We start from the raw sequence: 18704 nt of genomic DNA, 5'->3' as shown, positions 1-18704 counted from the left end.
GCTGCGAGCTCGCGGTCAGGTGCGGTTTGCGGGCCCGGGGTCTGGAGTGACCCCGGTGGCGGCGCTCGTGATCTGCCAGAGCTCGTTCGCGAGCCCCCGGTCCTCGGCGGTCGCCGAGCGGCGTGCCGGACCGGCCGGGCCGCGGATCTCGAACGGTCCGGTCGGGCCCAGGTAGTCGCCGCCATCGACCGGTCCCGTGGCGGCGACGAGCTGGGGTGCGATACCGGCGGTGACCGGCTGCGAGAGGTAGCGGTCCGGCAGCACGAGAAGGCGGGACCTCCACGTGCTCCTGCGGGCCAGGGAGTTGGTCAGCAGCTGTGACGTCGTCAGTCCAGGGTGAGCGGCGATCGACGACACCGGGTCGCCGGCGGCGCGCAGCCGCCGATCGAGCTCCGCGGCGAACAGGAGGTTCGCGAGCTTGGAGGCTCCGTAGGCGCGGGTCGGCGAGTAGCGTCGGCGCTCCCAATGCAGGTCGGCGAGGTCGAGTCCGCCGGTGCGGTGGCCGAGGCTGGACGTCGTCACGACCCGGGCGGGTCGCCCGCGGTCTCCGGCTGCCCGCAGCGCGGGCATCAGCAGCCAGGTCAGCGCGGCCGGGCCGAGGTGATTGGTTCCGATCTGCAGCTCGAATCCGTCGCGGGTACGGCTGTGCGGCCCCAGCGATACCGCGGCGTTGTTGATCAGGACGTCGACCCGGTTCCCGGTGCGTTCCCGGATCTCCGCGGCGGCGGCCCGTACCGAGGAGAGGTCGGCAAGGTCGAGCAGAACGGGTTCGGCCGACCCGGTGCCGTCGATCCCGGCTCGCACCTGGTCGACGGCCGCCGCTCCCCGCTCGGCGTCACGAACGGTCATCAGGATCCGGGCACCGGCCGCCGCCAACGCGCCGGAAAGGGCGAGGCCGAGGCCGGAGGTCGTCCCGGTGACGACGATGGTGCGGCCAGTGAGGCCGGGCAACTCATGTGACATTGTCATATGGAACAGCCTGCCCAGTTCGGATGACACTGTCAACTAGAGTGGCCGGTGTGACACGCACCGAGACCGCCGAGGCCACGCGGCAAGCCCTTGTCCGCGCTGCTTCCGAGCTGCTCGATCAGGGCGGTCCTGACGCGGTGACCCTGCGCGCGGTCGGAGCTCGGGCCGGAGTCTCGCGAGGTGCGCCCTACGGGCACTTCGAGAACAAGGAACATCTGCTGGCCCAGCTCGCCATCAATACGTGGAGTTCCCTGGCGGACGACGTCGAGCACCTTCGGGTGAACCTAGAGTCCACTTCGGACATACGGCTGGAGCGAGCCGTTCTGGCGCTGATCGACGTCGCTCGCCGTCTGCCGCACCGGTACGCGCTGATGTTCAGCACTCCGGCCGATACGCCTGCCGCCCTGGAGGCCGCGGGCCGTCTCGAGGGTGTGTTCCTGGCCTTGGTCGCGGACATGGTCGGCGAGTCCGACGCGCCTCGGTACGGCGCGCTGCTGATGTCGAGTGCGCACGGCATCGCGGGCATGGAACTCAGCGGTCATCTGGCGAAAGACAAGTGGCAGGTCAGTGTGGAGCAACTCGTGCACATGCTGATCGACGCGATCCGGCATGGGGTGCCGCAGTAGGAGCTATTGAGGGGTAAGGCAGAGGTGTCGGGTCGACGAGGGCGCGAGTTGTCACTCAGGGTGAGGAGTGTGTGGAAATAGGGACGCTCAACGTCCCTATTTCCATACACCCCCCCTGTCCGACTGTCGTGACCGGTCCGGTCACGACAGGAGTGTGTGGATTTCTGGTCATCCAACGCACCAAAATCCACACAGTCGACGCCAACGACCCGGTGTCGCGCAGAGTCACCGACACCGTCCACAAACACGCCAGGTTTGCCTTATCCCTCGATATCTCCGGATGGCCACGCTCATCCACGCCGTCATCCCGCGTCAGCGAGAGCAGGCGACGGGTTGGAGTCGCGCCGGTAGGCGTAGTGAATGAGTCCTTTGTGGAATTTACCGATCTTGTCGTAAAGCGCGCGTGCGGGCGCGTCTTCGAGAGTGTTCCAGTAGAGGCTGGGGAAACCGTGTTCCTCGGCGTCTTTTGCCACCCATTCGATCACTGCCGTCGCGATGCCTTGGCGTCGAACTCGAGGATCGACGAACAGGTCCGCCAGGTAACACTTCCCGGAGTGCCAGATACTGGCGTGGAACAAGTAGTGCGCGACGCCCACCGGTCTCCCATCGAGACTGGCGGCGACGCCCCGTATCCGTTCGTCCTCGAGCAGACGCCGCCAGGTCCGTTCGTAGTCGTCTTCGCTGCGTTCGATCTCGAAATACTCGTCCTTGCCACGGGTCAGGATTTCCCAGGAGGCGCGGTCGGATTCGGTCAGAAATCTGATCTCCACCATAAGGGCCATCCTGCCCTACGGTCAGTTGACCGCGTCGAGGATCGGCGGCGACTACGGTGCAGGTGCGTGAGGCGTGGTCGTGTCGGTCACCCGATTCTCGGCCGCGTTCGAAGGTTGCTCGTTCGATTCCGGCCCGGCGTCGCTCGTGTCGGGACGTGCGCCGTATTCGAACAAGAACGGTCCGAACTTGACCTTGAAGTATCCGTCCCTGGCCCCGATGGTCAGGTGGAGGGTGAGTGCGGTCAGGCAGAACACGGAAAGTACTGCCACCAGAATGATCGCGGCCGTAGAAATGTTCGGCACTTCCAGTCCTGCCTGTTCTCCTGCCGGAAGCGCCGGCTGTCTGACGGTCGATGCCAGGCTAGGAAGCCGCTCGTGCCGGTGGTATCGCCCGCGGACTTCTGACCATGGATGTTCGACCAGCGGTCAACCAGCGGTACGAAGGGACTGACGAGCGGTCGCCGTGCATGACCTGGTGCCGTGAGGTCGGCGGAGCGGTCAGTGATCGGGGTCTTCGGTGTTCGCCGCGCGGAACAGACGCTCTCGTACGGTTCGAGCGTGTCGCCTGCTGATCGGAACGTCGCCGAGTTCTGTGTGCGCCACCAGGCCTCCGGTGGGGTCGCTCCGCAATTCGGTGATCGCGCTGAGGGCGGCGAGGAAGCTGCGATGGGTGCGCACGAAGCCGGCGTCCTCCCAGGACTCGGCTAGCTGAGAGATGGACATCCGTGCCGGATGGATGCCGGAGAAGGTGTGAAGCTTGACGGTGTCCCGGCAGGCTTCGACGAAGACGATCTCGCGGCGCTTGATGTATCTCGTGCGGCCTCGTGTCTCCACCGGTATCGCGGTCAAGGAGTCCGGGACGAGGGAGCGTGCCGGTTCGGTGGAGGGAAGAATTCTGATCACTCGCCTCAGTGCGGCGGCGACCCGATCGGCGCTGGCCGGTTTACGGAGATAGTCGACAGCTCCTAGGTCGAAGGCGTCGGCGGCGTGTTCGTCGTAGGCGGTCACGAACACGATCACGGGTGGGTCGGTCAGCTTCGCCAGGAGCCCGCCCATGTCGATGCCGCTCATGCCGGGCATCGAGATGTCGATGAAGACCGCGTCGAAGTGTGCGGCCTGGATCATCTTCAGCGCGCTGAGGGGGTCCTCCGCGGAGCTGACCTCGGTGACGTCTGGGCTTTCGCGAAGCAATCGGCAGATCCGGTCGAGTGCGGCGGGCATGTCGTCCACTGCCAGTACTCGCAACCCAGCGGTCATTCTCACTCCTTCGGATTCCGTCGCACGTCGGACAGGGACTTCGGCAGCCGCAGGGTGACCTTGGTGCCCGCGCCCTCCGCGGTTTCGACAACCAGGGCGTATCCGCTGCCGAAAGTCTGCCGCATCCGGGCGTTGACGTTGCCGAGGCCGATGTGCCGGCCGCTCACGGACTCGAGCAGTTTGGGATCCATGCCGAGACCGTCGTCTTCCACGCAGATCTCCGCTTCGTCGCCTGCGTCGTTCGCGGTGATGGTGACAGTGCCACCGCCGGGCTTGCGGGCCAGTCCGTGTTTGATCGCGTTCTCCACCAGGGGCTGCAGGACGAGGAACGGCATCCCCACACTCAGCACCTCGGGTGCGATCTTCATCCGGACGCCGATCCTCCCGGCATAGAGGGCCGCTTCGATCGCCAGGTATCGATCGATGTTCCGAATCTCCTCGGCCAGCGTCGTGAACGTGCCGGACGTGCGGAAGGAGTACCGGGCGAAGTCGGCGAAATCCTGCAAGAGCTCCTGGGCTGTATCGGGGTCCGTCCGGATCAGCGCTGAGATCCCGTTGAGGGCGTTGTAGATGAAGTGCGGAGAGATCTGTGCCCGGAGTGCCTTGATCTCGGCCGCCTGGAGAGCGTGCTTGGACTCGTCGCGGCGGCCGAGGTCGCGCTGGACACAGACGTACTTCGCCACGACGTCGACCATCAGGCTGAACTGTCGATCAGGGCTCTTGGCGATCACGATCAGTACCCCCTCGGGATCGCCGTCGACGATCAGCGGGACGAGTACCGTGACGCCCATTTCGCACCGGCAGGACGAATTCGGAAGGTCGTCGTGCGTCAAGACGGCCTTCTGGTGGTCACTGAGGACGGAGATGATGGGGGAGACCAAGTCGGCGTAGTGATGGTTGGCTGCACCATTCCAGCTCAGGAGGTCGCCGTTGGGGTCCGTGATGCCGACGGCGACACAGTCCAGCAAGCTGCGCAGCCGCTCGGTGAACGGATCGGCCGTAGGTGTCGAAAAGCGATCGTGGAGCAAAGGTGCGGTCTGCAGGAGCCGGTCGACGGCCTCCGGGGGAAGTCCGCGGTCACGGCGGCCGCGGAAGAAGAACCAGATCGCGGCAGCGGCGAACACCACGGCGAGCACGCCACCGACCATGAGACCTCCCCGCGACAAGGATGAGACCAGGGGCCTCGTCAGCGCAAGCTGCCTCGTCGGCGGTGTCGTCGACCTTCAGGAACGGTGTTTCGGAGCGGTGACGCCGGGTATGCGTGGGCATGACCGACTACCGGCACACCGCCACCATCGACATGCCCGCTTCCGACTTGTTCGCGTACCTGCGCGAGCCGAGCAACCTGCCTCATTACTTTCCGCAGATGAGCCGGGCTGAGCCTGAGGGCGGCGACGCCGTCCATGTCGAGGCCGAGGTTCATGGTGAGCACGTGGAAGGGGAGGCGTGGCTGAAAGTCGACGAGGGCAATCGCTCGCTGCGCTGGGGTTCCCAGGGGCCGCATGAGTACGAAGGGGAGTTGTCGATCGAGGATGCCGGCCCTGCCGCGTGTCGCCTTTCGGTGACCCTGCACAGCGTTCGTGACGCCGCCGATGAGGACGTTCAACGGGGGCTGGAGGAGACCGTGGCCGCGCTCGCCCATACCGCGACGGCGGAGTCCGATGTGGACGCCGCCGAACAGCAAGGTGGCTGGGCCGGCAATCAGCCTGGCTGACCAGGTTCCGGGCAGAGCGGTCACGCCCGCGTGTCGCGGTGCTCCGCTGTCAGCAGGTCGAGCAGGCCGGGGAGCCGGCGGTCGATTTCCGCCCGGCGCAACCGGATTCCCTTCCGGTTCCCGTAGTTGATCTCGTGGATGAGTCCGGCCTCGCGCAAAACCCGGAAGTGGTGCGTCTGCGTCTGCTTGGACACCGGGAGATCGAACGAGTTGCAGGTGCGCTCGCGGTCGCTCCCGTCCGCCGCCAGTTCTGCGATCACGGTGCGGCGATGCTCGTCGGCGAGCGCGCGGAACACCGTGCCCAGATCGGCATTCCCGGCATCGTCTTCGGCCGGACCCGACCCGGTCATCGCCTCACCCCTTTCAGGTACGTCTTGCATCGTACCTGACGGACGTGCTTGACTGCAGGTACGACGAACGACGTACCTGAGAGTGCGTGGCAACCGCGCCGGGCTTCGCTTGCGCACGAAGCCTGTCTGCGGCGCTCGTCGCTTCCCTCCTCGGAAAGGTTGCGGCCATGACGCCTTCTCGCGTCCTGATCCACGGTGCCGGTATCGCCGGTCCCGCTCTCGCCTACTGGCTGGCCCGGCACGGGTATCGGCCGACGGTCGTCGAGCAGGCCAAAGAGCTGAGGTCCGGCGGCAGCGCCGTCGTCGTCAAGGAACCGGCCCTGACGGTCGCCAGGAGCATGGGCATCCTCACGCGGTTGCGCGAGGTCGCCACCGGCTCGAGCGCCCTCTCGCTCCTCGATCCGGACGGACGGCAGCTCCTCCGGGTCCCGACGACTTCCCCGCAGTCGGTCGAAGTGACCCGATCCGACCTGTCCACAGTGCTCCACCAGGCAGCGCGCGACGAAGCGGAGTTCCTCTTCGATGACACGATCACCAGCCTTCGGCAGGACCGATCGGGGGTCGAGGTCACCTTCCGCCGGTCGCCGCCGCGCCGTTTCGACCTGCTCGTCGGTGCGGATGGCATCCATTCCCCGGTGCGCCGCCTGGTCTTCGGACCGGCGGAGCAGTTCACGACCGGCCTGGGCATGTACGGCGCGACGGTGCCGGTGGAGCCCGGTGCACTCGATGAACCGGAGGTGGCTGTGATGCTGACCGCGCCCGGCCGGATGCTCACCCTCCACCCGTCCCGGGGGAAGCCACTCGCGATGTTCACCTTCCGTGCCGGACGGGTGCCCGGCTACGACCGCCACGACACCGCGCTCCACAAACGCATGGTGGCCGAGGCGTACGCGGGAATCGGCTGGCGGAGCCCCGAACTGGTCGAGGCGTACCAGAACCACCCCGCGCCCTTCTTCGATCCGCTCGCCAACGTGTGGATGGACAAGTGGTCGCGCGGTCGCGTGGCATTGCTCGGCGACGCGGCATCCGCGGTAGCCCTGCTCGGCGACGGGTCGAGCATGGCGATGGCCGGCGCACGCACGCTGGCCGAAGCGCTCGCGGCGCATCCCAGTGACCATGCGCGAGCCTTCCAGGCCTACGAGGCGAAGCACCGGCGGCAGGTGGACCCGAGGCATCGGCGCGTCAGCCTCGTCGCCACGCTGCTCGTTCCGCGAACTCGGCACGGGCTGGCGCTACGCAATATCGCCGGCCGAGCCGTCGGCCTCGCCACCCGCACCCGAAACACCTTGCCCGCCAAGCAGAACAGCCGGATCTGAGCGGGAGCCGGACAGTCCAGGTCAAGCACCGAGGTAGCTGCCGACGGTCACGCGAGCCGCCTGCTCAGGGGATCGGCCGGTCCCGCTACGACAAGGACCGCGCCGTCGACTGACCCCGAACGAGCGGCTACGTTCGTTCGGCCTCACGACGCTGGTCGTAGCTCTGCTGGCAGTTCTGGATCTCGTCCGCGTGGGAGGTCGTCCAGTCGTACAAGTGACCGAAGGGTTCGCGCAGGGATTCGCCGAGCGGGGTGAGGGAGTACTCGACTCCGACCGGTGAGGTCGGCAGCACGCGCCGTTCGATCATCCCGTTGCGTTCCAGGCGGCGCAGGGTCTGGGTCAGGACCCGCTGGGTCACGCCTTCGAGGCGGCGCTTGATTTCGTTGAACCGGCGGGGTCTGTCGAGGACGGTCATCACCATCATCGACCACTTGTCGGCGATCTGGTCGAGGATCGGGCGACTGGGGCAGTCGGCCCGGTAGACGACGTCCGTGTCCGTGCCGGGAGCGTCCATGTCGGTATCCTCCAAGATCCTTACGATGCCGAAAGTGCGTTATTGACGCTGGTCTCTCGCCGCTTCAGTCTAGGTATACATCAGGAACTTAGCTGCCTGACAGATACCGATCGGAGATTTCTTTCGTGCACCACGACACCTACGCGACCCTGCGAGTGAGCCATGAGGCCGGCATCGCCCGTGTCACCCTCGACAACCCACCCGTCAACGTCCTGGACGTCGCCCTCATGGCCGACCTTCGGCGGCTGTTGACCGGGCTGCGGGACGACGACTCGGTCCGGGTGATCGTGTTCGACAGCGCCGATCCGGACTTCTTCATCGCCCACGTCGACATGACACTCGTCGACGCGCCGGACGCCTTCGACGAACTCGCGGCCGACACACCCGACGGTGTCAACGTCTTCCAGGCCCTCGGGGAGTTGCTCCGGCACCAGCCCCAGGTGACGATCGTCAAGCTCGCCGGCCTGGCCCGCGGCGGAGGGGCGGAGTTCGTCGCGGCGGCGGACATGGCGTTCGCGGCGATCGGCCGCGCCGGGATCGGCCAGGTCGAGGCCCTCATGGGCATCGTCCCCGGGGGCGGCGGCACCCAGTACCTCGCCGATCGGATCGGCCGCAACCGCGCTTTGGAGGTGGTGCTCGGCGCCGACCTGCACGACGCGCGGACCGCCGAACGCTACGGCTGGATCAACCGGGCCGTACCCGCCGATGAACTCGACGACTTCGTCGACCGCCTCGCCCGCAACATCGCCGCACTCCCCGAGGGAGTGGTCGCCGCGGCCAAACGTGCCGTCGTTCCCACTGATCTGGCCGAGGGTCTCCTGCGCGAACACGACGCTTGGGCGGGCCAGTTCGTCCGGCCCGCGGCCGAACAGTTGATCCGAGGCGGACTGGCCCACGGCGCCCAGACCCGCGACGGCGAACGCGATCTGGAGAGTTTGCTCCGCAAGCTGGCCGGCTGATCCCGGCACATACGCCGAGCCGACCACTCCTGAACGAGGAAGGAAGCACCGCTATGGCCGCCGAGCCGTTTGAAGTCAGTGTCACCGAAGCCGAGATCGCGGATCTGCGTGACCGGTTGCGTCGGACGCGGTGGCCCGAGTCCGAGCCGGTGGGCGACTGGTCGCAGGGGGTGCCGCTGGCTTACGTGCAGGAGCTGTGCCGCAGCTGGGCCGAGGACTACGACTTCGGGTTCGCCGAGCGGCTCAACGTTTTCCCGCAGTACCGCGACACGGTCGACGGGCTGGGTCTCCACTTCCTGCATCTCCGCTCGCCGGAGCCGGACGCGTTCCCGCTCGTGCTCACCCACGGGTGGCCGGGTTCGGTGCTGGAGTTCCTGGACGTACTCGGCCCGCTGACCGATCCGCGTGCGCACGGCGGGGATCCGGCGGACGCGTTCCATGTGGTCGCGCCGTCGTTGCCCGGGTACGGCTGGAGTGACAAACCGTCGACGACCGGGTGGGGTGTCACGCGCATCGCGCGCGCCTGGGACACGTTGATGGTCTCGCTGGGCTACGAACGGTATGGCGCGCAGGGCGGTGACTGGGGTTCGGCGGTGTCCGGCGCGCTGGGCGAGGTGGCACCCGAGCGGGTCGCCGGCGTCCACCTGAACCTGGGGTCCGTGGCGGCGGGCACCTTCGACGACCCGACACCCGCCGAACTGGCGAACCTCCGAGCCGAAAAAGAGTTCCAGCGCACCGGCCGGGGATACTCGGCGCTCCAGGCGACCCGCCCGCAAACCCTCGGCTACGGCCTCACCGACTCCCCGGCGGGACAGGCCGCCTGGATCGCCGAGAAGTTCCGGGCCTGGACGGACAACAACGGCCACCCCGAGGACACGTTGCCGCGGCAGAAGATTCTCGACGAAATCTCGGTCTACTGGTTCACCGCGTCCGCCACATCATCGGCACGCCTGTACTGGGAAAGCTTCGCCCACTTCCGGGACAAGGTCACCGCACCCTCCGGACTGTCGGTCTACCCACGCGACATCACCCGCCCATCGAGGCGGGAAGCCGAACTGCGGTTCACCGACCTGCGCTGGTTCGAGGAACTCCCGCGAGGCGGCCACTTCGCCGCCCTGGAACAGCCAGAATCGCTGATCGAACAGATACGCGGCTTCTTCCGCCTCTTCCGCCTGTGAGTGGGCTAGACCATAGGGCAACCGACTTTCCCCTTCAGGCGTGTACGTCGTGCATGCAACAAGGGAGGGGCAGCATGACCTTACGAAGATCACTGACGTTGCTCGCCGTCATGCTCGCCGGCGCGCTCACCGTCACTGATGGCGCGATGGCGGCAGCGGAAACCACTGGTCAACGGCGTTCCGAGATGACACTGTCCGCGACGTCCTGGGGTTACGTCGACTCAGCGACACCGGCCACCGCCTATTTCAAGCCGCCCGGCAACTTGCCGATCGGCACCTGGGACACCACACCGCACCTCCAACGCTCTTACGTGAATTTCGACCTGAGCTCGTTGCGGGGTGCGCCGTTCACGAAGGTGCTGCTGTCGGCCGGTGAGACGCACTACGTCGGCTGCGACAGCCGCGCCACCGAGGTGTGGCAGACCTCCGCCTACACCAAGCAGTCGACCTGGCAGAGCCGCCCGGCGGAGCGGACACGGGTAGCGTCCAGGGGTGCCGACGGCACCTGCGTCGACAACGACGCCACGTTCGACGTCACCACCGCGGTGCGGGACGCGGTCAAACACAAGGTCCGTCATCTCACTCTGGGCTTCCGCGTCGCCGAAGCCCACGAGGCGGACCCGGCGTTCTATCGGCTGATCAAGGCCCCGGCGACGCTACGGGTGGTCAACAACGCGCCGCCCGCGACGCCGACCGCCCCCCGCACCAACGGCGAACCCTGTGCCAAGGACGGCACCGGCGCGCTGGTGAGCCGCGAGTTGGAGTTGAGCGCACAGGTATCCGACCCGGACGGCGACTCCACGTCCGGGCAGTTCACGTGGTGGCCGGTGACGGACCCGTCGCAACGGCGCACAGGTGCCGGGTCGGGCAGCCCCGCCGCGGCCTACCCGGACATCTCTGGTCTCGCCGACGGTACCTACGCGTGGGAGGTGTACGCACAGGACAGCTGGGGTGCGAAGTCGGCCACGACGGCCCCGTGCCGGTTCACCGTCGACCGCACGGATCCGAACGCGCCTGCCGTCGTCTCCTCGACGTACCCGGAGGGCGCCGAGGGCGGCGGAGTCGGTGTGGCGGGCGAGTTCACCTTCTCTCCCAACGGTTCCACCGACGTCGTCCGGTACGACTACAACTTCGGCGGGAACACGCGAGAGATCGCCGCAGGCCCCGACGGCAAGGCCACCGTCAGCTTCACGCCGACGGCCAACGGCTGGCAGTCGGTGGTCGTACGGGCGTGGGACCGGGCGGGCAACCTCTCGCTCAGCACCTATTACTCGTTCCTCGTCAAGGAGACGCGGCCGACGGTCACGTCCGACCGCTACCCGCCGCAGGGCGGTCCGGGCGGCGGCATCGGCGTGCCGGGAGCGTTCCGGTTCGCGCCGGGGATGCCGAACGTCGTGGGGTACGACTACCGGCTGGACGACGGCGCGTCCGCCACCGTCACGGCCGGCCAGGACGGCGTCGCCGAGGTGACGATCACGCCGGCCACCGGTGGTGATCACGTGCTGTTCGTGCGCAGCACCGACACCTCGGGCGTGAAGTCGCCGGAACGCGAGTACCGGTTCCTCGTCGATGCGTCACCGGTGGTGAGCGGGCCCGGAAACGTCGACCTGGGCACCTCGGCCACCTACACGGCAGCCCCGAGAATGCCGGGCGTCGTCGAGTACGACTACTGGTTCGCGAGTGCCGAGGGTACGAAGTGGACGGTCAAGGCGAACGCCGACGGAACCGCCACGCTGCCGGTCGAGTTCACCTCGGCCGACCAGAACCTGCTGCGGGTCCAGGCCCGCGACGCGTCCGGCGGGCTGTCCCCGGTGACGGAGAAACGGTTGTCGCTCAACACCTGGCGACCGGCGATCGGCCACGAGGGCGACATCGGGACGGAGGGCAGAGCCGGCAAGTTCACGTTCACCACCCCGATGCCGAACGCCGTGGAGTTCGAGTACTGGCTGACGGCGGACCCGGCGACCAGGTGGACCGTGCCGGTCAGCGGGAACACCGCGACGGTGAGCTACACCCCACCCAGGATCGGCGACTACGAGATGGTGGTGCGTGCGAAGAACACGGCGGGTGTGTGGTCGTCGACGGACAACATCACGTGGACAGTGACGAACGATCCAACTGTGACCTCGAAGGAGTTCCAGGCGAACGGGCGGGTGTTCCCCGGCACCTTCACGTTCGAAGCCCGCCAGCCGGGCGCGGTGGCGTTCGAGTACTCGTTCGACTGGGGTCCGTTCCAGCAGGTGGCCGCTCAGAACGGGCGCTCCGTGCTGGCATGGACTCCGCCGCTGCCACCGGAAGGCACGGCCTACCACAACCTGCGGGTGCGTACGGTGACGGCCGACAACGTCTCCTCGCAGGAGAAGGCGTACTACCTCAACATCTTGAGCGCGCCGTACGTGTCGTCCAAGGAATACCCGGAAAGCAAGTGGTCGGGCGGTACTGGTGTGCCGGGGACGTTCACCTTCACGCCGGGTATGCCGGGCATCGTCTCGTACACCTACCAAGTCCGGAACGACCGGGGTGCCGTGACAGAGGAGACCACCGTGCCGGCGGACGGTTCGGGTGCGGGGACGATGACGTGGACCCCACCGGAGCGAGGCATCTACTCGGTCATCGTGCGGGGCACCACAGCCGACGGCACCAGATCGGGTGGCATCGGCTACTCGGTGTACGTCAACTGACCGCGTGATCGGCGGCCCCGTTCCCTCCAGGGAGCGGGGCCGCCTGCTCTGTAGCGGCAGCACGCTCTCCCGAACCAACAGACCGGCTTGGGTCCGGTCGAGGCCTGGCTTTTTGTGGTCTGCGGCGGCCGAGCGGGTTTCCGCCGGAGGCCGGGGGAGTGGCCGCGGCGCACGGAGTCCTTCGCGGGCCAGGCGTTCGACCTGGTCCTCCCACACGATCGTCGCCTCGGGAAAACCGTGAAGCGGCAAGGCAGGCTTGCCGTCTTTCGGGCCGGCGACGATCGCGTCGAAGGTTCTGGTGGTCCGTCAGGTTCCCACGCTATCGCGGGCTACGGCTTGATGTAGAGGTCCCACGACCAGCTCGACGCGGAGCAGAAGTAGGCCGACCATCGGCCGTTCTGCCGGCCGAAGTAGCCGTTGATCTGGCAGTCGCCCTCTTCCGGCCAGCTGGACTCGTAGGAGTACGTCGGGTCGACGCCCGCGCTGGCAGGCTGCGCGAACGCGATCGTTGACGCCAGCGCGCCCATCACGGCGGCGGCTGCCGCGATCTTCTTCTTCACTTGTACATCCCCAGTTCTCTCTTGAACACGTGCGCGCACAATCAATCATGAACCGGGCCCGTTTGTATGCCGAACGGGTGAATTCAGCCGTCTTCCACCCGGCTGTGGCGATCGCGGAGCCGGACTCCCGGCAGGCTCGGCGCCAGAACTTTCGGACATGCGGTCCAGAGGCGGCAATGACCGAGTCCTTACCGGCGCGATCGCCTGCTGTGGGCGGGAACCGGTTTCCAGCGCCGGCTTCCACGCCTGCCGGTAGGCATCGACGACCCGGGCTGCCGATCGGACTTCGGGGCCCGGGTCATCGGTTGGCGTAGTCAGGGGCCCGGCAAGCCGCTAGGTGGTGGTGTCGTGCTCGGGAGCGAGAATCTTGGCCAGTTCGACAAAGAGCCGGCCCCCTGCACAGAACCACTTTTCCCGCGGGAAGCGGCTGCCGCTCACGGCGTGTTTGCGCTACGGTACTCGCTGCTGATGACGTCCTTCGATCCCCGCTGCCGTGGAGCTGCCGCATGATCCCCCGGCTCGGCCCAGGCGTCCTTGCCCTGTCGATCGTGAGGATTTCATGGAGTACCCCCTGCTGACGGCAGCGCTGGTCTGCGTCTCGCTGCTCGCCGCGGCCTTCGCGTTGTTGCTGGTGCGCCAGCGCCGGGTCACCGTCAACGCCGGCCGTCGTGGTGAGCAGCTGCTGGCCGAACTCCGCGCCCGTGAGGAGGAGGACAGGCACCTGCTGCACAGGCGGTTACCCGCGATCGTCGAGGGGCAGACCAACCAGGCCGTGACCGTGCCCGGCCCCTTGCGTGCCTTCAACGGCGAGGACCCCCACCGCGAACTGCTGGTGGCGATCAGCGAGCTGACCGGCCAGACCCGCCGCAACGCCGCCGAATCCGCCGCCGCCACCCTGCGCGCGATGATGCGCACGGTGCAGAACCTCGCGGGGGAGCAGCAGGTGCTGATCTCGGCGATGGAGGAGCACCACGACGATCCCGACGTGCTCGATGGTCTGCTCGGCCTGGACCACGCGAACTCGCAGCTGGGCCGCCGCGCCCAGGCGACCGCCGTGCTGTGCGGTTCGTGGCCGGGCCTGCAGCGCTCCGCCGCGACCCTGACCGACGTGGTGCGCGGGGCCACCGGCCGCATCCGTGACTACGCGCGCGTGCAGATCCCGGCGCCTTCGGACACCGCGGTGGTCAGCCAGGCCGTGGAACCGGTGGTGCTCGCGGTGGCCGAGCTGCTGGACAACGGCGCCCGCCACTCGCAGCCCGGTTCGCCCGTGCAGGTCAGCTTCCAGCAGGCGCACAACGGGCTGGCGATCGTCATCGACGACGCCGGGGTCGGCATGACGGTGGAAGCGGTGCAGCGCGCGGGCCGGCTGTTGGAAGGCCACGGCGGTCAGGACATCGCCGCGCTCGGTGTGCCGCCGCGGATCGGGTTCGCCGTCATCGGCGTGCTTTCCCGCCGCTACGGCTTCCGCGTCTCGGTGGACATGCGCTCGCCCTTCGGCGGGGTGCGCGCGGTGCTGTTCCTGCCGAGCGAGTTGCTCACCCGCGCCGCCGTCCCGGAGCCGGCACCGCAGGAAGTCCCGGCGCTGGCCGCGCCTGCCAGCCCGGCCGCGATCACCCCCAGTCCGGCCCCGCATGTGCGCGTTCCCGCGCCGGAACCACAGCCGGCCGAACCGGCCGAGGAACTGGGTACCACCGCGCACGGCCTGCCCCGCCGTCGCCGACGCGCTCCGGTGACCGGGGCGGCCACCACCACGTTGTCGGTTCCGGTGCAGCCGCCCGCCGCGCCGGAACCGGCCGAGTCCCCGGTGAACCACAGCCCGGTCGCCACGGCCACGGCCTGGCAGCGCGGCACCCGCCAGGGCCGCGCTTCTTCCACCGATGACGAAAGGGATTTCCAGTGAGCAGCTCCGTCACCACCAACAACCGGTTGGGCTGGATGCTCGACCAGGCCCTGCAGATGCCGGAGACCATCTCCGCGGTGCTGCTCTCGGCCGACGGCCTGCTGATGGCCCATTCGCAGGGAATCACCGTGGAGGACGCCGAGCGCACCGCCGCCGCGGTCTCCGGGCTCCAGTCGCTCGCCCGCGCCACCGGCGAGTTCTGCCGTCAGCCGCCGGAGCAGTGGCGGCAGACGCTGATCGAATTCGACGGCGGGTTCGTCTTCCTGACCTCCGCCGGACAGGGCGCCTACGTCGCGGTGTCCACCACCGGCCGGGTGGACATCGAGGGCGTTTCCTCGCGTTTGCAAGAGCTGGTGCAGAGACTCGGCCAGGAACTCACCGCGCCGCCGCGCTTTCCGACCGAGGGATCTGGCAGCCCGGCATGAGCGGGCAGCGGCGGGAACGGGCGCTGGTCCGGCCGCACGTGGTCACCGAGGGCCGGGCCCATCCGACCCGCAACACCCTGGACGTGGCCACCGTGGTGCTGGCCACCTGGGCGCCGGTGACCGGGCTGAGCCCGGAAAAACGGCGGGTGATGGAGCTGTGCCGGGGCGGCGCACTGGCCGTCGCGGAGGTGGCGGCGCATCTCAAGCTGCCCACCAGCGTCATCAAGGTGCTGTTGTCGGACCTGCTCGACAGCGGGCACATCGAAGCACGGGCCGCGGTGCGCGAGACCGAAGTCCCCGACCAGCAACTCCTGCAGAAGGTACTCGATGGCCTCCGTGCTCTCACCTGACCGATACGTTCCCGCCACGGTCCGGACCTCGGTGAAGATCCTCATCGTCGGCCCGTTCGCGGTGGGGAAGACCACCTTTGTCGGCACGCTCTCGGAGATCCGCCCGCTGCGCACCGAGGAGCGGATGACCCAGGCGGGCGCACTGGTCGACGACCTGTCCGGCGTGCGCGGCAAGGACACCACCACGGTGGCCATGGACTTCGGGCGCCTGACACTGAGCGACGAGGTGGTGCTCTACCTCTTCGGCGCCCCTGGCCAGCAGCGGTTCACGCAGATGTGGAAGGACCTGGCCCACGGCGCGCTCGGGGCGCTGGTGCTGGTCGATCCCAGCCGCCTGCAGGACTCCTTCGACGTGATGGGCCTGCTGGAGGAACTGGACCTGCCCTACGCGGTGGCGGTCAACCAGTTCGACGGCGCGCCGCGTTTCCCCGACGCCGAGCTGCGCGAGGCGCTCGATCTGCTACCCCAGACCCGGCTGGTCACCTGTGACGCCCGCGATCGCGCGTCCGCCGCCTCGGCGCTGATCAGCCTGGTCGACTACCTGTTCACTCCCGGCCGCCAGGAGCATTCGTGACCGTTCCCGCCATCCCGCCCCCCGGTTGTCCCGCTCACGCGACGCGCACCCCGCTCTACGACGAGGAGTTCGCCGCGAACCCGGCGAGGGTCTACGCGCGCCTGCGCAAGGAACACGGCCACGTCGCGCCGGTCGAGCTGTCGCCGGGGGTGAACGCGAGTCTGGTGCTCAGCTACGAGGCGGCGCTGGACGTGCTGCGCTCCCCGCAGACCTATCCGCGTGACCCGCGCCGCTGGCAGGCCACTCAGCCGCCGGACAACCCGGTGATGCCGATGATGGGCTACCGGCCGAACTGCCTGTTCACCGACGGCGCGGTGCACGCGCGCTACCGCAGCGCGGTCACCGACAGCCTCTCGCGGGTGAACCCGCACGCCCTTCTGGACTATGTGGAGAAGGCCGCGCGGGACCTGATCGCGAAGTTCTCCCGGAACGGCCGGGCGGACCTGCTCACCGAGTACGCCGGAACCCTTTCCCTTCAGGTGTTCAACCACCTCTTCGGCTGCCCACCGGAACTGGGCGAGCGGCTCACCGCGGGGATGCGCGGGATCTTCGACATGGTGGACCCGGAGCGCGCCAACGCCGAGCTGACCGCGGCCATGCTGGACCTGCTGGCGCTCAAGCGGCGGCAGCCGAGCCAGGACGTGCCCTCGTGGATGATGGCGCATCCCTCAGGGCTGACCGACGAGGAGATGCTGCACCAGCTGGTGCTGCTGATGGGCGCGGGTACCGAACCGCAGCAGAACCTGATCGCCAACGGGCTGCGGCTGCTGCTGGTGGACGAGCGCTTCGCCGGAGACCTGGCCGGCGGCAGCCTGCACGTGGAGGACGCGCTGGAGGAGATCCTCTGGAGTGACCCGCCGATGGCCAACTACTCCGCCGGTTACCCCTATCCGGCGGCCGACCTGATGGGCGCGCGGCTGCCTGCCGACGAGCCCGTGATGATCAGTTTCGCCGCCGCCAACACCGATCCCGAGCTGGGCGAGGCCCAGCGGGCCGGTAACCGGGCGCACATCGCCTGGAGCGCCGGGGTGCACTCCTGCCCGGCGCAGGGCCCGGCGCGGCTGATCGCCACCACCGCCATCGAGACCCTGCTCGACGCGCTGCCGGATCTGCGCCTGGCCGTGCCGGACGCCGAACTGCGCTGGCGGCCGGGCCCGTTCCACCGCGCGCTGGCCGGTCTCCCGGTCCTGTTCACCCCCGTCGTCGCACCGGCCAGTCCCGTTCCCGACCCGACAGGAGAGCACCCATGGCACCAGCCCGCCCGTTCGTCCTCGATCCCAACGGCCGTGACATCCACACCGAAGGCGCCGAACTCCGCGCCCAAGGAGCCGCGACACTGGTGGAACTCCCTGGCGAAGTGGTGGCGTGGTCAGTAACCCAGCCGGAACTGCTGCGGAAACTGCTGTCCGACCCGCGGGTGTCGAAGAACCCGAACCTGCACTGGGCGGCCTACCGCGACGGTGAGATCCCCGAGGACTGGCCGCTGCGAATCTGGGTCTCGGTGCAGAACATGTTCACCGCCTACGGTGGCGACCACCGGCGGCTCCGTTCGCTGGTGTCGAAGGCGTTCACCCCGCGCCGAGTGGAAGCACTGCGGCCGTGGGTCGAGGAGCTGACCACCGGCCTGCTGGACCGGCTCGCCGCCGGGCCGGATTCGGTGGACTTGCGGGAGAACTTCGCCTATCCGCTGCCGATCGAGGTGATCTGCCAGCTGTTCGGCGTGCCCGAGGAGCACCGGCCGGAGCTGCGGCGCGCGGTGGACGGGGTGTTCAACACCTCGCTCAGCGCCGAAGAGGCGCAGGCGAACGGCGTGCTGATGTACGGGATTCTCGGGCAGCTGGTGGCGAACGGGCGGGAGAACCCCGGCGAGGACCTCGCCAGCGGCCTGATCGCCGCGCGGGACGAGGACGGTTCGGTGCTGGAGGAGGCCGAGCTGATCGACACGCTGATCCTGATGATCTCGGCCGGGCACGAGACCACGGTGAACCTGCTGCACCACGCGATCCTGGCGCTGCTGACGCATCCCGACGAGCTGGCGAAGGTGCGCTCCGGGGAGCACACCTGGGCCGAGGTGATCGACGAGACCATGCGGTGGCAGGCACCGATCGCGAACCTTCCGCTGCGGTACGCGGTGGAAGACATCGAGATCGACGGGGTGCGCATCAAGGCGGGCGAAGCGATCCTGGCTTCGTACGCGGCAGCGGGCCGCTCGCCCGAGGCGCACGGTTCCGACGCGGACGAGTTCCGGCTTTCGCGGGAGTCGAAGAGCCAGCACCTGTCGTTCGGGCACGGGGTGCACTACTGCCTCGGTGCGCCCTTGGCGCGGCTGGAGGCGGAACTCGCACTACCGGCGCTGTTCGAACGGTTCCCCGAGCTGGCCCTGGCGGCGGAGGTCTCCGAACTGGAGAAGACGCCGTCGTTCATTTCGAACGGGCATACGAGTCTTCCGGTACGCCTCAAGTGAATTCGGTGAGTTGTGGGGGGGGGGGGGGGGGCGGGGGGGGGGGCCCCAACAAACCCCACCCCACGGGGCGGGGGGGGGGAGCGGGCCGGGCGGG

The 18704-nt window shown here is 68.3% G+C and carries 20 protein-coding genes; 12 read left to right on the top strand and 8 right to left on the bottom strand.

Going from position 1 to position 18704, the window contains the following annotated elements; genetic code table 11:
• Positions 1-15 precede the first annotated feature (15 nt).
• On the bottom strand, positions 16-969 hold the full coding sequence (locus ACZ6YV_RS38525) for an SDR family NAD(P)-dependent oxidoreductase (RefSeq protein WP_465514328.1): 954 nt from the start codon (positions 967-969) through the stop codon (positions 16-18).
• A gap of 50 nt (positions 970-1019) precedes the next feature.
• Here ACZ6YV_RS38525 and ACZ6YV_RS38520 point away from each other — a divergent pair, with 50 nt between their 5' ends.
• A complete protein-coding gene (locus ACZ6YV_RS38520) occupies positions 1020-1595 on the top strand; it encodes a TetR/AcrR family transcriptional regulator (protein WP_465514327.1) in 576 nt (191 codons plus the stop codon).
• A gap of 302 nt (positions 1596-1897) precedes the next feature.
• Here ACZ6YV_RS38520 and ACZ6YV_RS38515 read toward each other — a convergent pair whose 3' ends face one another.
• The 4 genes from ACZ6YV_RS38515 to ACZ6YV_RS38500 all read right to left on the bottom strand — a co-directional run bounded on the left by ACZ6YV_RS38515 (position 1898) and on the right by ACZ6YV_RS38500 (position 4773).
• A complete protein-coding gene (locus tag ACZ6YV_RS38515; RefSeq protein WP_465514326.1) occupies positions 1898-2368 on the bottom strand; it encodes a GNAT family N-acetyltransferase in 471 nt (156 codons plus the stop codon).
• Positions 2369-2419: 51 nt separating this feature from the next.
• On the bottom strand, positions 2420-2671 hold the full coding sequence (locus ACZ6YV_RS38510) for a hypothetical protein (protein ID WP_465514325.1): 252 nt from the start codon (positions 2669-2671) through the stop codon (positions 2420-2422).
• Between the two features lie 195 nt (positions 2672-2866).
• Positions 2867-3625 carry a LytR/AlgR family response regulator transcription factor gene (locus ACZ6YV_RS38505; RefSeq protein WP_465514324.1) on the bottom strand — a complete coding sequence of 253 codons (759 nt, stop codon included), beginning with the start codon at positions 3623-3625 and terminating at the stop codon, positions 2867-2869.
• 2 nt (positions 3626-3627) lie between these two features.
• On the bottom strand, positions 3628-4773 hold the full coding sequence (locus tag ACZ6YV_RS38500; protein WP_465514323.1) for a sensor histidine kinase: 1146 nt from the start codon (positions 4771-4773) through the stop codon (positions 3628-3630).
• Between the two features lie 119 nt (positions 4774-4892).
• On the opposite strand from ACZ6YV_RS38500, the gene ACZ6YV_RS38495 reads away from it, so the two are divergent.
• Positions 4893-5339, top strand: coding sequence for an SRPBCC family protein (locus ACZ6YV_RS38495; RefSeq protein ID WP_465514322.1), 447 nt, complete (start codon positions 4893-4895; stop codon positions 5337-5339).
• A gap of 20 nt (positions 5340-5359) precedes the next feature.
• Here the strand turns inward: ACZ6YV_RS38495 and ACZ6YV_RS38490 are convergent, their stop codons facing one another.
• Positions 5360-5689: an ArsR/SmtB family transcription factor gene (locus ACZ6YV_RS38490; RefSeq protein WP_465514321.1), complete on the bottom strand. Its 330-nt coding sequence runs from the start codon at positions 5687-5689 to the stop codon at positions 5360-5362.
• Positions 5690-5856: 167 nt separating this feature from the next.
• On the opposite strand from ACZ6YV_RS38490, the gene ACZ6YV_RS38485 reads away from it, so the two are divergent.
• On the top strand, positions 5857-7005 hold the full coding sequence (locus tag ACZ6YV_RS38485) for an FAD-dependent monooxygenase (protein WP_465514320.1): 1149 nt from the start codon (positions 5857-5859) through the stop codon (positions 7003-7005).
• A 127-nt stretch (positions 7006-7132) separates the two neighbouring features.
• On the opposite strand, the gene ACZ6YV_RS38480 is transcribed toward ACZ6YV_RS38485, so the two are convergent.
• Entirely contained in the window at positions 7133-7519 is a 387-nt protein-coding gene (locus ACZ6YV_RS38480) for a winged helix-turn-helix transcriptional regulator (RefSeq protein ID WP_465514319.1), read from the bottom strand.
• A 125-nt stretch (positions 7520-7644) separates the two neighbouring features.
• Here ACZ6YV_RS38480 and ACZ6YV_RS38475 point away from each other — a divergent pair, with 125 nt between their 5' ends.
• The 3 genes from ACZ6YV_RS38475 to ACZ6YV_RS38465 all read left to right on the top strand — a co-directional run bounded on the left by ACZ6YV_RS38475 (position 7645) and on the right by ACZ6YV_RS38465 (position 12337).
• A complete protein-coding gene (locus ACZ6YV_RS38475; RefSeq protein ID WP_465514318.1) occupies positions 7645-8478 on the top strand; it encodes an enoyl-CoA hydratase/isomerase family protein in 834 nt (277 codons plus the stop codon).
• Positions 8479-8531: 53 nt separating this feature from the next.
• Positions 8532-9656, top strand: a complete 1125-nt coding sequence (locus ACZ6YV_RS38470; RefSeq protein WP_465514317.1) for an epoxide hydrolase family protein — start codon at positions 8532-8534, stop codon at positions 9654-9656.
• Between the two features lie 74 nt (positions 9657-9730).
• Positions 9731-12337 carry a hypothetical protein gene (locus tag ACZ6YV_RS38465; RefSeq protein WP_465514316.1) on the top strand — a complete coding sequence of 869 codons (2607 nt, stop codon included), beginning with the start codon at positions 9731-9733 and terminating at the stop codon, positions 12335-12337.
• A gap of 329 nt (positions 12338-12666) precedes the next feature.
• Here the strand turns inward: ACZ6YV_RS38465 and ACZ6YV_RS38460 are convergent, their stop codons facing one another.
• Positions 12667-12897 (bottom strand): hypothetical protein, encoded by a 231-nt coding sequence (locus ACZ6YV_RS38460; RefSeq protein ID WP_465514315.1) that lies wholly within the window; start codon positions 12895-12897, stop codon positions 12667-12669.
• A 559-nt stretch (positions 12898-13456) separates the two neighbouring features.
• Here ACZ6YV_RS38460 and ACZ6YV_RS38455 point away from each other — a divergent pair.
• The 6 genes from ACZ6YV_RS38455 to ACZ6YV_RS38430 are packed head-to-tail and all read left to right on the top strand — an operon-like array spanning position 13457 to position 18610.
• A complete protein-coding gene (locus ACZ6YV_RS38455) occupies positions 13457-14797 on the top strand; it encodes an ATP-binding protein (protein WP_465514314.1) in 1341 nt (446 codons plus the stop codon).
• The gene (locus ACZ6YV_RS38450) at positions 14794-15222 is read left to right on the top strand and encodes a roadblock/LC7 domain-containing protein (protein ID WP_465514313.1); all 429 of its coding nucleotides are present in this window, start codon (positions 14794-14796) and stop codon (positions 15220-15222) included. The genes ACZ6YV_RS38455 and ACZ6YV_RS38450 overlap by 4 nt, the downstream gene beginning before the upstream one ends.
• A complete protein-coding gene (locus ACZ6YV_RS38445; protein WP_465514312.1) occupies positions 15219-15572 on the top strand; it encodes a DUF742 domain-containing protein in 354 nt (117 codons plus the stop codon). The genes ACZ6YV_RS38450 and ACZ6YV_RS38445 overlap by 4 nt, the downstream gene beginning before the upstream one ends.
• Positions 15550-16146 carry a GTP-binding protein gene (locus ACZ6YV_RS38440; RefSeq protein ID WP_465514311.1) on the top strand — a complete coding sequence of 199 codons (597 nt, stop codon included), beginning with the start codon at positions 15550-15552 and terminating at the stop codon, positions 16144-16146. Before ACZ6YV_RS38445 ends, ACZ6YV_RS38440 begins: the two co-directional genes overlap by 23 nt.
• Positions 16143-17522 carry a cytochrome P450 gene (locus ACZ6YV_RS38435; RefSeq protein ID WP_465514310.1) on the top strand — a complete coding sequence of 460 codons (1380 nt, stop codon included), beginning with the start codon at positions 16143-16145 and terminating at the stop codon, positions 17520-17522. Before ACZ6YV_RS38440 ends, ACZ6YV_RS38435 begins: the two co-directional genes overlap by 4 nt.
• Complete coding sequence (locus ACZ6YV_RS38430) at positions 17504-18610, top strand: cytochrome P450 family protein (protein WP_465514398.1); 1107 nt, start codon at positions 17504-17506, stop codon at positions 18608-18610. Before ACZ6YV_RS38435 ends, ACZ6YV_RS38430 begins: the two co-directional genes overlap by 19 nt.
• Positions 18611-18704: the final 94 nt, after the last annotated feature.

The sequence above is a fragment of the Amycolatopsis sp. NPDC102522 genome, assembly GCF_055584485.1.
Note: the sequence above shows the minus strand (reverse complement) of the source record. Positions and strands in the feature narration are given on the sequence as shown.

Coding starts and splice junctions, on each gene's coding strand:
- ACZ6YV_RS38525 (WP_465514328.1), bottom strand. CDS start 969: ATGACAATGTCACATGAGTTGCCCGGCCTCACTGGCCGCACCATCGTC.
- ACZ6YV_RS38515 (WP_465514326.1), bottom strand. CDS start 2,368: ATGGTGGAGATCAGATTTCTGACCGAATCCGACCGCGCCTCCTGGGAA.
- ACZ6YV_RS38505 (WP_465514324.1), bottom strand. CDS start 3,625: ATGACCGCTGGGTTGCGAGTACTGGCAGTGGACGACATGCCCGCCGCA.
- ACZ6YV_RS38500 (WP_465514323.1), bottom strand. CDS start 4,773: ATGGTCGGTGGCGTGCTCGCCGTGGTGTTCGCCGCTGCCGCGATCTGG.
- ACZ6YV_RS38495 (WP_465514322.1), top strand. CDS start 4,893: ATGACCGACTACCGGCACACCGCCACCATCGACATGCCCGCTTCCGAC.
- ACZ6YV_RS38490 (WP_465514321.1), bottom strand. CDS start 5,689: ATGACCGGGTCGGGTCCGGCCGAAGACGATGCCGGGAATGCCGATCTG.
- ACZ6YV_RS38485 (WP_465514320.1), top strand. CDS start 5,857: ATGACGCCTTCTCGCGTCCTGATCCACGGTGCCGGTATCGCCGGTCCC.
- ACZ6YV_RS38480 (WP_465514319.1), bottom strand. CDS start 7,519: ATGGACGCTCCCGGCACGGACACGGACGTCGTCTACCGGGCCGACTGC.
- ACZ6YV_RS38470 (WP_465514317.1), top strand. CDS start 8,532: ATGGCCGCCGAGCCGTTTGAAGTCAGTGTCACCGAAGCCGAGATCGCG.
- ACZ6YV_RS38465 (WP_465514316.1), top strand. CDS start 9,731: ATGACCTTACGAAGATCACTGACGTTGCTCGCCGTCATGCTCGCCGGC.
- ACZ6YV_RS38455 (WP_465514314.1), top strand. CDS start 13,457: ATGGAGTACCCCCTGCTGACGGCAGCGCTGGTCTGCGTCTCGCTGCTC.
- ACZ6YV_RS38445 (WP_465514312.1), top strand. CDS start 15,219: ATGAGCGGGCAGCGGCGGGAACGGGCGCTGGTCCGGCCGCACGTGGTC.
- ACZ6YV_RS38440 (WP_465514311.1), top strand. CDS start 15,550: ATGGCCTCCGTGCTCTCACCTGACCGATACGTTCCCGCCACGGTCCGG.